This is a genomic window from Pseudomonas sp. EA_15y_Pfl1_P101, assembly GCF_963970835.1.
In the GTDB taxonomy this organism is placed as follows: Bacteria; Pseudomonadota; Gammaproteobacteria; order Pseudomonadales; family Pseudomonadaceae; genus Aquipseudomonas; species Aquipseudomonas tritici.
The window spans coordinates 73,256-84,949 of sequence record NZ_CAXAPA010000016.1 but is presented as its reverse complement, the minus strand read 5'-3'; the positions used below and the strand labels follow the sequence as shown (position 1 = coordinate 84,949).

At 59.7% G+C, this 11,694-nt stretch carries 11 protein-coding genes; 7 read left to right on the top strand and 4 right to left on the bottom strand.

The features are described 5' to 3' along the window. Positions 1 to 41 precede the first annotated feature (41 nt). From AACY36_RS22855 to cysN, 4 genes are all read left to right on the top strand, one after another. On the top strand, positions 42 to 800 hold the full coding sequence (locus tag AACY36_RS22855) for a Nif3-like dinuclear metal center hexameric protein (RefSeq protein ID WP_339419555.1): 759 nt from the start codon (positions 42 to 44) through the stop codon (positions 798 to 800). A 245-nt stretch (positions 801 to 1,045) separates the two neighbouring features. Next, positions 1,046 to 1,963 carry a sulfate adenylyltransferase subunit CysD gene (gene cysD / locus AACY36_RS22850; RefSeq protein ID WP_049710083.1) on the top strand — a complete coding sequence of 306 codons (918 nt, stop codon included), beginning with the start codon at positions 1,046 to 1,048 and terminating at the stop codon, positions 1,961 to 1,963. Positions 1,964 to 2,066: 103 nt separating this feature from the next. Next, positions 2,067 to 2,408, top strand: a complete 342-nt coding sequence (locus AACY36_RS22845) for a four helix bundle protein (protein ID WP_339419553.1) — start codon at positions 2,067 to 2,069, stop codon at positions 2,406 to 2,408. A 53-nt stretch (positions 2,409 to 2,461) separates the two neighbouring features. Then, positions 2,462 to 4,360 carry a sulfate adenylyltransferase subunit CysN gene (gene cysN / locus AACY36_RS22840; RefSeq protein WP_339419551.1) on the top strand — a complete coding sequence of 633 codons (1,899 nt, stop codon included), beginning with the start codon at positions 2,462 to 2,464 and terminating at the stop codon, positions 4,358 to 4,360. A 106-nt stretch (positions 4,361 to 4,466) separates the two neighbouring features. Here the strand turns inward: cysN and AACY36_RS22835 are convergent, their stop codons facing one another. From AACY36_RS22835 to AACY36_RS22825, 3 genes are all read right to left on the bottom strand, one after another. Continuing rightward, the gene (locus AACY36_RS22835) at positions 4,467 to 5,366 is read right to left on the bottom strand and encodes an acyltransferase (RefSeq protein ID WP_339419549.1); all 900 of its coding nucleotides are present in this window, start codon (positions 5,364 to 5,366) and stop codon (positions 4,467 to 4,469) included. Further along, the gene (gene pta / locus AACY36_RS22830; RefSeq protein ID WP_339427187.1) at positions 5,367 to 7,466 is read right to left on the bottom strand and encodes a phosphate acetyltransferase; all 2,100 of its coding nucleotides are present in this window, start codon (positions 7,464 to 7,466) and stop codon (positions 5,367 to 5,369) included. It abuts the gene before it with no gap. Positions 7,467 to 7,545: 79 nt separating this feature from the next. Then, on the bottom strand, positions 7,546 to 7,836 hold the full coding sequence (locus AACY36_RS22825) for a DUF3565 domain-containing protein (RefSeq protein WP_339419699.1): 291 nt from the start codon (positions 7,834 to 7,836) through the stop codon (positions 7,546 to 7,548). On the opposite strand from AACY36_RS22825, the gene AACY36_RS22820 reads away from it, so the two are divergent. Continuing rightward, entirely contained in the window at positions 7,835 to 8,320 is a 486-nt protein-coding gene (locus AACY36_RS22820) for an FKBP-type peptidyl-prolyl cis-trans isomerase (protein WP_058412780.1), read from the top strand. The two genes, AACY36_RS22825 and AACY36_RS22820, sit on opposite strands and share 2 nt — an antisense overlap. Positions 8,321 to 8,565: 245 nt before the next feature. Here the strand turns inward: AACY36_RS22820 and rpsT are convergent, their stop codons facing one another. After that, entirely contained in the window at positions 8,566 to 8,844 is a 279-nt protein-coding gene (gene rpsT, locus AACY36_RS22815) for a 30S ribosomal protein S20 (protein ID WP_003188401.1), read from the bottom strand. Positions 8,845 to 9,097: 253 nt separating this feature from the next. Here rpsT and murJ point away from each other — a divergent pair, with 253 nt between their 5' ends. After that, positions 9,098 to 10,636 carry a murein biosynthesis integral membrane protein MurJ gene (murJ, locus tag AACY36_RS22810; RefSeq protein WP_339427186.1) on the top strand — a complete coding sequence of 513 codons (1,539 nt, stop codon included), beginning with the start codon at positions 9,098 to 9,100 and terminating at the stop codon, positions 10,634 to 10,636. A gap of 119 nt (positions 10,637 to 10,755) precedes the next feature. Continuing rightward, positions 10,756 to 11,694: a bifunctional riboflavin kinase/FAD synthetase gene (ribF, locus tag AACY36_RS22805; protein WP_339427185.1), complete on the top strand. Its 939-nt coding sequence runs from the start codon at positions 10,756 to 10,758 to the stop codon at positions 11,692 to 11,694.

Here is an 11,694-nt window from a genome sequence, read left to right as displayed (position 1 = left end):
AGGCTGCGAGCGCCTTCGAACGGGATATTTAGGAGTCTTTTATGGCCGTCCCCCTTACCACCCTCGTCGAGGAAGCAGACCGCTACCTCGGCAGCGCAAAAATTGCCGATTATTGCCCCAATGGCCTGCAGGTCGAGGGCCGCCCGCAGGTGATGCGCATCGTGAGCGGCGTGACCGCAAGCCAAGCCTTGCTGGACGCGGCGGTTGAAGCCCAGGCCGACCTGATCCTGGTGCACCACGGCTATTTCTGGAAAGGCGAAAACCCTTGTATCACCGGCATGAAACAGCGCCGCTTGAAGACGCTGCTCAAGCACGATATCAGCCTGTTGGCCTACCATCTGCCACTGGACCTGCACCCCGACGTCGGCAACAACGTGCAGTTGGCGCGTCAGCTCGACATCACCGTCGAAGGCCCACTGGACCCGAACAACCCCAAAGTCGTCGGCCTGGTCGGCTCCCTTGCCGAGCCCCTGTTGCCCCGCGACTTTGCCCGTCGGGTGCAAGAAGTCATGGGGCGCGAGCCGCTGTTGATCGAAGGCAGCGAAATGATCCGCCGCGTCGGCTGGTGCACCGGCGGTGGTCAGGGCTATATCGACAACGCGATTGCTGTCGGCGTCGACCTGTTCCTGAGCGGCGAGGCCTCGGAGCAGACCTTCCACAGCGCCCGCGAAAACGACATCAGCTTCATCGCCGCCGGCCACCATGCGACTGAGCGCTATGGTGTGCAGGCGCTGGGCGATTACCTGGCACGGCGCTTCGCGCTGGAACATATTTTCATCGATTGCCCTAACCCGATCTGAGCCTCACCACGGGACAAACTGTGGGCGCTGGCTTGCCTGCGAACGCATCGCTGCGGTTCACCTGACTGACCGCGGTGCTTGCATCACAGGCAAGCCGGCTGCCACAGGAAGCCCAAACTTGGGGGCATATTCATATACCGTTTCGATCTAGCTGGCGCCCTGAATAGAAGCAGGTGCTGTGCTAGCATGCCCCGCTCGAACACGGCCCGCTGGCCGTCCACAAGATCGTTTTTCCGTGAGTAACCATGGTCGACAAACTGACGCATCTGAAACAGCTGGAGGCGGAAAGCATCCACATCATCCGCGAGGTCGCCGCCGAGTTCGACAACCCGGTGATGCTCTACTCGATCGGTAAAGACTCCGCCGTGATGCTGCATCTGGCACGCAAGGCCTTCTTCCCGGGCAAACTGCCGTTCCCAGTGATGCACGTCGACACCCGCTGGAAATTCCAGGAAATGTACAAGTTCCGCGACAAAATGGTCGAAGAGCTTGGCCTGGACCTGATCACCCACATCAACCCGGATGGCGTGGCGCAGGGTATCAACCCGTTCACCCACGGCAGCGCCAAGCACACCGACATCATGAAGACCGAAGGCCTCAAGCAGGCCCTGGACAAGCATGGTTTCGACGCAGCATTCGGCGGTGCCCGTCGCGATGAAGAGAAATCCCGTGCCAAAGAGCGCGTGTACTCGTTCCGCGACAGCAAGCACCGCTGGGACCCGAAAAACCAGCGCCCGGAGCTGTGGAACGTCTACAACGGCAACGTCAATAAGGGCGAATCCATCCGTGTGTTCCCGCTGTCCAACTGGACCGAGCTGGACATCTGGCAGTACATCTACCTGGAAGGCATCCCGATCGTACCGCTGTACTTCGCCGCCGAGCGCGACGTGATCGAGAAGAACGGCACGTTGATCATGATCGACGACGACCGCATCCTTGAGCACCTGTCCGACGAAGACAAAGCCCGAATCGTCAAAAAGAAAGTCCGTTTCCGTACCCTTGGCTGCTACCCGTTGACGGGCGCGGTGGAGTCCGAAGCCGAGACGCTGACGGACATCATCCAGGAAATGCTCCTGACGCGAACTTCCGAGCGCCAGGGCCGTGTCATCGACCACGATGGCGCAGGCTCGATGGAAGATAAAAAACGTCAAGGGTACTTTTAAGCTTCGAGTTACAAGCGGCAAGCTGCAAGTTAAAGGCGGTATGCGTACTTTGCAGTTTGGTGCTTGCAGCCGGTTTTTGCGAGCCGCTATCGAGTGACTTGTAATGGACTTCGAGAAGTTGGTCGTTTGGCAGAGAAGCAAGTGTTTAGCGGTGGAAATCTACCGGGAGTTTGCACAATGCAAAGATCTTGGTTTTAAGGATCAGATCACTCGGTCAGCACTTTCGGTGCCCTCCAATATTGCTGAAGGTATGGAGCGTTGCAGTGCTAAAGAGAAGGTACGTTTTCTTTGGATAGTGAAAGCTTCTTGTGGGGAGTTACGAACACAGATTCTCATCGGCAGCGACATTGCTTACATCGCCCACCCGCTGGCTGAAAACTGGATTGCAGAAACTCGCGAGCTCTCAAAAATGCTCTGCGGCTTGATCAACAAAATTTCTGACTAGCTGTACGCCGACAAGCTTGCCGCTTGAAGCTTACAGCTCGGAGCTTGAACGCAATGAGCCATCAATCTGATTTGATCAGCGAGGACATCCTCGCTTACCTGGGCCAGCACGAGCGCAAGGAAATGTTGCGCTTCCTGACCTGCGGCAACGTCGACGACGGCAAGAGCACCCTGATCGGGCGCCTGCTGCACGACTCCAAGATGATCTACGAAGATCACCTGGAAGCCATCACCCGCGATTCGAAGAAGTCCGGCACCACTGGGGACGACATCGACCTGGCGTTGCTGGTCGACGGCCTGCAGGCTGAGCGTGAGCAAGGCATCACCATTGATGTCGCCTATCGCTACTTCTCTACCGCCAAGCGCAAATTCATCATCGCCGACACCCCCGGCCATGAGCAGTACACCCGCAACATGGCCACCGGTGCGTCCACCTGTGACCTGGCGATCATCCTGATCGACGCCCGCTACGGCGTGCAGACCCAGACCCGACGCCACAGCTATATCGCCTCGTTGCTGGGCATCAAGCACATCGTGATCGCCGTCAACAAGATGGACATCAATGGCTTTGACCAAAGCGTATTCGAGTCGATCAAGGCCGATTACCTGAAGTTTGCCGATGGCATCGCCTTCAAACCGAGCACCATGGCCTTTGTGCCAATGTCGGCGCTCAAAGGCGATAACGTGGTCAACAAGAGCGAGCGTTCGCCCTGGTACACCGGGCAGTCGCTGATGGAGATCCTCGAAACCGTCGAGATCGCCAACGACCGCAACTACACTGACCTGCGTTTCCCGGTGCAGTACGTCAACCGTCCGAACCTGAACTTCCGTGGTTTCGCCGGCACCCTGGCCAGCGGCATCGTGCACAAGGGCGACGAAGTCGTGGTGCTGCCGTCGGGCAAGAGCAGCCGCGTCAAATCCATTGTCACCTTTGAAGGGGAGTTGGAGCACGCCGGCCCTGGTCAAGCAGTGACGCTGACCATGGAAGACGAGATCGACATTTCCCGTGGCGACCTGTTGGTACATGCCGACAACGTGCCGCAAGTGACCGACGCTTTCGACGCCATGCTGGTGTGGATGGCCGAAGAACCGATGCTGCCGGGCAAGAAATACGACATCAAGCGCGCCACCAGCTACGTGCCGGGTTCCATCACCAGCATCGTGCACCGTGTGGATGTGAACACCTTGGCCGAAGGCCCGGCGAGTTCGCTGCAGTTGAACGAGATTGGTCGGGTCAAGGTCAGCCTCGACGCGGCCATCGCCCTGGACGGTTACGACAGCAACCGCACCACCGGTGCGTTCATCGTCATCGACCGCTTGACCAACGGCACTGTGGCCGCGGGCATGATCATCGCACCGCCAGTCACTCACGGCAGCGCGTCGCAGCACGGCAAGCTGGCCCACGTGGCCACCGAAGAACGTGCCCTGCGCTTCGGCCAGCAGCCGGCCACCGTTTTGTTCAGCGGCCTGTCCGGCGCCGGCAAGAGCACCTTGGCCTACGCAGTTGAGCGCAAGCTGTTCGACATGGGCCGTGCGGTGTTTGTACTGGACGGCCAGAACCTGCGTCACGACCTCAACAAAGGTTTGCCGCAGGATCGTGCCGGGCGCACCGAGAACTGGCGTCGTGCCGCTCACGTGGCGCGTCAGTTCAACGAAGCGGGCCTGCTGACCCTGGCCGCGTTCGTCGCACCCGATGCCGAAGGCCGTGAACAGGCCAAGGCGCTGATCGGCGATGACCGTCTGCTGACGGTGTACGTGCAAGCGTCACCGCTGGTGTGTGCCGAGCGTGATCCGCAAGGCCTGTACGCGGCGGGTGGGGATAACATCCCTGGCGAGTCGTTCCCGTATGACGTGCCGTTGAATGCCGATCTGGTCATCGACACCCAGGCCCTGTCGCTGGAAGACAGCGTCAAACAAGTGCTGGAGTTGTTGCGTCAGCGCGGCGCGATCTAAGAGGGGAGCAGTGACAAGCTGCTAGTTTCAAGCGGCAAGAAAAAGCCCGCCACCGAGTCATCGGTGGCGGGCTTTTTACATTCTCAAGCCCGCTCCCCCATTTTGATCAGTGTTTGCCTGGGAATTCTGTGTGCAGTTTCTCCAGCAATTGATCCTTCTCTTCCCACAACCGATTGATCCACCCCTGGAACGCCAGCCGATACTCCCCATCCTGCTCATAATTCTTTCCAATGAACTCAGCCGGGATCTGCACCTCTTCAAACTGCACCACCACGTCCTTAACGTTCCCGCACAGCAAATCCCAATACCCAGGGCGCCCGGCAGGGTAGTGAATGGTCACGTTGACCAATGACTTCAGCTGCTCACCCATCGCGTCCAGCACAAACGCGATACCACCGGCTTTGGGCTTGAGCAAATAGCGAAACGGCGAGTTCTGCTGTGCATGCTTGCCGGGGGTAAACCGCGTGCCTTCGGCAAAGTTGAAAATTCCCACCGGGTTGTCGCGAAACTTCGCACAAGTCTTGCGCGTAGTTTCCAGGTCCTTGCCTTTTTTCTCCGGGTGTTTTTCCAGATAAGCCTTGGTGTAGCGCTTCATGAACGGGAAGCCCAGCGCCCACCATGCCAGGCCGATGACCGGCACCCAGATCAGCTCCTGCTTGAGGAAGAACTTCAGCGGGCGGATCCGACGGTTCAGCGCATATTGCAGCACCATGATGTCGACCCAGCTCTGGTGATTGCTGGTCACCAGGTAGGAGTGCTGGTAATCCAGGCCCTCCAGGCCTTTAAGGTGCCAGCGCGTGCGCCGGACCAGGTTCATCCAGCCCTTGTTGTTGGTGACCCAGGCCTCATGCGTGTGGTTCATCAGCCATTCGCTGAAACCCTTGGCAAACGGCAGCGCCTTGAACAGTGCGACGATAAACAAGAACGAGCACAGCAGGATCGTGTTCAGCGCCAGCAACAGCGATGCGATCACCCCGCGCACGGCGGCAGGTAGAAAACCCAGCATTTAGATATCCATAGGTCGGTTGGCGGCTTGGATCGCGGTGAGCGCGATCGTGTACACAATGTCGTCCACCTGGGCGCCACGCGGCAGGTCGTTGACCGGTTTGCGCAGGCCTTGGAGCATCGGCCCCAGGCTCACGCAATCGGCGCTGCGTTGTACCGCTTTGTGGGTGGTGTTGCCGGTGTTCAGGTCGGGGAACACGAACACCGTGGCCTTGCCGGCAACCAGGCTGTCGGGGGCCAGTTGGCGTGCCACGGCTTCGTTGGCCGCGGCATCGTATTGCAGCGGGCCGTCGATCAGCAGTGAGCTTTGCTGTTCATGGGCGAGCAGGGTGGCTTCGCGGACTTTCTCTACTTCCTCGCCGCTGGCCGAGTCGCCGCTGGAATAGCTGATCATCGCCACGCGCGGCGTGATGCCGAAGGCAGCGGCCGAGTCAGCGCTTTGCAGGGCGATCTCCGCCAGTTCGGCGGCGCTCGGGTGCGGGTTCATCACACAGTCGCCGTACACCAGCACCTGCTCAGGGAACAGCATGAAAAACACCGACGACACCAGCGTGCAACCCGGTGCGGTCTTGATCAACTGCAGGGCAGGGCGGATGGTATTGGCGGTGGAGTGGATAACGCCGGAAACCAACCCGTCCACTTCATCCAGCGCGAGCATCATGGTTGCAATCACCACGGTGTCTTCCAGTTGCTGCTCGGCCATCGGCGCGTTGAGGCTCTTGCTCTTGCGCAGCGCGACCATCGGTTCCACATAGCGCTGGCGGATCAGGTCCGGGTCGAGAACCTCCAGCCCTTCGGGCAATTCGATGCCTTGGGCGCGGGCGACCGCTTCCACATCCGCCGGCTTGGCCAGCAACACGCAGCGAGCAATGCCGCGTGCCTGGCAGATGGCGGCGGCTTGTACGGTCAGCGGTTCGCTGCCTTCCGGCAACACAATGCGCTTGTTGGCGGCCTGGGCACGCTGGATCAGCTGGTAGCGGAACACCGCCGGCGACAGGCGCATCTCCCGCGGCGTGCCGCAACGCTGGTGCAGCCAGCGCGCATCGAGGTGACTGGCGACGAAATCGGTGATGATTTCCGCGCGCTCGCGGTCATCGATGGGAATTTCTTTATTGAGGCTGTTGAGCTGGTTGGCAGTGTCGTAGGAACCGGTGCTCACCGACAGCACCGGCAGGCCGGCCTGGAATGCGCCTCGGCATAAATCCATGATGCGCGGGTCGGGCAGGGTGTCGCTGGTGAGCAACAGGCCTGCCAGCGGCACGCCGTTGATCGCGGCCAGGCTGACGGCGAGGATGATGTCGTCGCGGTCGCCGGGGGTTACCACCAGCACGCCGGGCTTGAGCAATTCCACGGTATTTCGCATGGTGCGGGCGCAGATGATGATCTTGGTCATGCGGCGGGTTTCGTAGTCGCCGGCGTTTAGGGTCTGCGCGCCCATCAGGTCGGCCACGTCGCGGGTACGTGGGGCGTTGAGTTCGGGCTGGTAGGGGATGCAGCCCAGCAGGCGGAAATCACCGCTGCGCAACAGGGGCGAATGTTCCTTGAGGCGCGCGGAGAAGGCTTCCATGCTTTCGTCGGTGCGCACCTTGTTAAGGATCACGCCGAGTACTTTCGGGTCTTTCGGGCCGCCGAACAGTTGGGCCTGCAATTCCACGCGGCCGGAGAGTTCGGTGAGCACTTCGTTTTCCGGAGCCGAGACCAGGATCACTTCCGCATCCAGGCTCTTCGCCAGGTGCAGGTTGACCCGCGCTGCATAGCTGGCGCTGCGGGTCGGCACCATGCCTTCGACGATCAGCACGTCCTTTCCCACTGCGGCCTGTTGGTACAGCGTGATGATTTCTTCCAGCAACTCGTCGAGCTGGCCGTCGCCAAGCATCCGCTCGACATGGGCCAGGCCCAGGGGTTGTGGCGGCTTGAGGCCGTGGGTGCGCGCTATCAGTTCGGTGGAGCGTTCAGGGCCAGTGTCGCCCGGGTGTGGTTGAGCAATCGGTTTGAAAAAGCCGACTTTCAGCCCGGCTCGCTCAAGGGTACGCACCAGCCCAAGGCTGATGGAGGTCAGACCCACACCAAAATCGGTGGGCGCGATAAAAAAAGTTTGCATGCGAATTCTCTGGAGTTGCATGGCTTGGGTGGCGCTCTATGGCTGAGCGTCTACCGCGAATCAGATGCCAAGGTTATCGTTATTCGTGCACTTGCGCACACCAGCCGCAGGCAAAGGGCTGGCCTATTTTTTCAATACGTTGCGCGGGGTCAAGCACCCAGGCGCGCGACTGCCAGGGCGGCTGGTGGCGCAGGTGCTGAGTGTGGCCGCAGGACAGCTCGGCAACCCAGTGCCGGTCTTCATCCTGATGAAAGCCGGTGATCGCCGAGTGGCTTGTCTGACCCCGTCCGTCCGGGTTCTGTTCGCTTTCGGGCAAATCCTTGTTTAGACTTGTCCGTTCTTCATTCTTATGCAAAAGGTCTCGCCCCATGACGATCGCCGCTAACAAGGCTGTCTCCATCGACTATACCCTGACCAACGACGCTGGTGAGGTCATCGACAGCTCCGCCGGCGGCGCGCCGCTGGTCTACCTGCAAGGCGCAGGTAACATTATCCCAGGCCTGGAAAAGGCGCTGGAAGGCAAGAGCGTCGGTGATGAGCTGACCGTCGCCGTAGAACCTGAAGATGCCTACGGCGAATACTCGGCCGAGTTGGTCAGCACGCTGAGCCGCAGCATGTTCGAAGGCGTTGACGAACTGGAAGTAGGCATGCAGTTCCACGCCTCCGCTCCGGACGGCCAAATGCAGATCGTCACCATCCGTGACCTGGACGGCGACGACGTTACCGTCGACGGCAACCACCCTCTGGCTGGCCAGCGCCTGAACTTCCAAGTGAAGATCGTTGCCATCCGCGACGCTTCCGAGGAAGAAGTGGCTCACGGCCACGTCCACGGTGAAGGCGGTCATCACCACTGATTGATGCATTGATCAGTTGCTAGCAAAAACGCCCCGACTGGTTCGGGGCGTTTTTTTGCCTGTCTGAAAGCGTTCAGTCGGGTTGCCGGGCTTTTGTAGTGAGCGGGCGGTGCGACGATTCGACAAGCCCGCTCACACAGGAGGCAGTGGTAATTTTGGGGCACACACAAAAATGCCCCGGACCTTTCGGTACGGGGCATTTCTTAACTGTTTCACAACCTGGGTTGCGTTGCAGTTGTTACCACTTAGGCTGCAGCAGGAACGCTCAGAGCCTTGATGTGGCCATTCAGGCGGCTCTTATGACGAGCGGCCTTGTTCTTGTGGATGATGCCTTTATCGGCCATACGGTCGATAACTGGCACAGCCAGAACGTAAGCAGCTTGGGCTTTTTCAGCGTCTTTGGTGTCGATGGCTTTAACTACATTCTTGATGTAGGTACGAACCATGGAACGCAGGCTGGCGTTGTGGCTGCGACGCTTCTCAGCCTGTTTTGCACGTTTTTTGGCGGAAGGTGTGTTGGCCACCGTCGAGCTCCTCGAAAGACTTTTTAGGAAATAGCAAACAAAATAGGCCGCGAATCATGCCGATGACTTGATGTGTTGTCAAGAGCGGCTGATGCGAACTGCTGAGTGGTCGATCTGAAGAGGCGGGTGATTTATTTCCGGCGCTTGACCTGTAAACTCGCGAGCTTTGGCTCTGTGCTGTTGCAGGCGCGCAGTATCGCATAAGTGGGCGCTTCTTTCGCCTGCTGTTTATCTATAGGCGCAAACTCTTTCAATGAATCTGCTCAAATCGCTGGCCGCCGTCAGCTCTATCACAATGATCTCCCGGGTTTTGGGGTTTGTGCGTGACACCCTGCTGGCGCGCATTTTTGGCGCCAGCATGGCCACGGATGCCTTCTTTATTGCTTTCAAATTGCCCAACCTGTTGCGGCGGATCTTCGCCGAAGGCGCGTTTTCCCAGGCGTTCGTGCCCATCCTGGCGGAATACAAGACCCAGCAGGGCGAGGAAGCGACGCGCACCTTTATTGCCTATGTCTCGGGCCTGTTGACCTTGGTGCTGATGCTGGTGACCGTGCTCGGCATGCTTGCTGCTCCCTGGGTCATCTGGGCCACGGCCCCGGGTTTCGCCAATACGCCGGAAAAATTCGCGCTGACCACTGACCTGCTGCGCGTGACCTTTCCTTATATATTGCTGATCTCCCTTTCATCGCTGGCCGGGGCGATCCTCAATACCTGGAACCGCTTCTCGGTGCCGGCCTTCGTGCCGACCCTGCTGAACGTCAGCATGATCATCTTCGCGCTGTTTCTCACGCCGTACTTCGATCCTCCTGTGATGGCGCTGGGCTGGGCAGTGCTGGCCGGCGGCTTGGCGCAATTGCTCTACCAACTGCCCCACCTGAAAAAGATCGGCATGCTCGTGTTGCCGCGCCTGAACCTCAAGGACACAGGCGTCTGGCGCGTGATGCGCAATATGCTGCCGGCGATCCTCGGCGTCTCAGTCAGCCAGATTTCCCTGATTATCAACACGGCGTTCGCTTCGCTGCTGGTGTCCGGCTCGGTGTCGTGGATGTACTACGCCGATCGCTTGATGGAATTGCCGTCCGGCGTGCTCGGCGTGGCGCTGGGCACGATTTTGCTGCCGACCCTGGCGCGCACCTATGCCAGCAAGGACCGCCAGGAATACTCGCGCATCCTCGACTGGGGCCTGCGCCTGTGCTTCGTGTTGGTACTGCCATGTGCCCTGGCCCTGGGGATTCTGGCGGAGCCGCTGACCGTGTCGCTGTTTCAATACGGCCAATTCGATGCCCACGATGCATTGATGACGCAGTACGCACTGGTCGCCTATTCCGTAGGGTTGCTCGGCATTATCGTGATCAAGGTGCTGGCCCCAGGCTTCTACGCCCAGCAAAACATTCGTACACCGGTGAAAATCGCGATTTTCACGCTGATCGTCACGCAACTGCTCAACCTGGTATTTATCGGCCCGCTGGCCCATGCCGGCCTGGCGCTGGCGATCAGTGTCGGTGCGTGCATCAATGCCGGGCTGTTGTTTTACCAGCTGCGCAAGCAGCAAATGTTTCTGCCGCAGCCCGGTTGGGGCCTGTTTGCCCTCAAATTGCTGGTAGCGGTGGCGGTGATGTCGGCCGTGCTGCTGGGCTTGATGCACTATATGCCCGCATGGGACGAGGGCCAGATGCTGCAACGCTTTATGCGCCTTGGCGTGCTGGTAGTCGCCGGCGTGGTGGTGTACTTCGGGATGTTGCTGCTGCAAGGCTTCCGCCTGCGAGATTTCAATCGCAAGTCACTGAGCTAGAGAGTTTGCCGCAATAAAACGGTTGTTTTATCGATTCGATCCATTTGGCCTGTGCTGTTGCCTGTCGTCCGGGGCCGGGTGTGGTTATAATCGACCACTTTATGAGCAAGAAGCGCGTTATGCAGCTGGTTCGAGGTCTTCACAACCTGCGCCCTGGACATCGGGGCTGCGTCGCCACTATTGGCAACTTTGACGGTGTTCACCGTGGTCACCAGGCTATTCTGGCCCGGCTGCGCGAGCGTGCAGTCGAGTTGGGCGTGCCCAGCTGCGTGGTGATTTTTGAGCCGCAGCCGCGTGAATACTTTACCCCCGAGACAGCGCCGGCGCGTCTTGCCCGCTTGCGGGACAAGCTGCAATTGCTGGCTGAAGAAGGTGTGGACCGCGTCCTTTGCCTGGCTTTCAACCAGCGCTTGCAAAGCCTGAGCGCCGCCGAGTTTGTCGAACGCATCCTGGTCGATGGCCTGGGCGTGCAGCATTTGGAGGTCGGTGACGACTTCCGCTTTGGTTGCGACCGCGTCGGGGATTTCGATTTCCTGCAACAGGCCGGCGCCAACCAGGGGTTTACCGTCGAAGCCGCGCAAACCGTCGAACTGGATGGCCTGCGCGTGAGCAGTACCCAGGTGCGTAACGCCCTGGCCGCTGCCGACTTCGCTTTGGCCGAGCGTTTGCTCGGTCGCCCGTTCCGCATTGCCGGTCGGGTCCTGCACGGCCAGAAGCTGGCGCGCCAATTGGGCACGCCAACCGCCAACGTGCAACTCAAACGTCGTCGTGTGCCGCTGACCGGGGTGTATCTGGTGAGCGTCGACATCGACGGCCAAGCGTGGCCGGGAGTCGCCAACATAGGCGTCAGGCCCACGGTTGCAGGTGATGGCAAGGCCCACCTGGAAGTTCACCTTTTGGATTTTGCCGGTGATCTGTATGACCGGCGTTTGACGGTGGTTTTCCACCAGAAGCTGCGTGAAGAGCAGCGTTTCGCCTCCCTTGAGGCGTTGAAAACGGCGATCAATGCGGATGTCGCCGCCGCCCGTGCACTAGCCGCACCTAGCGCCCATCGCTAA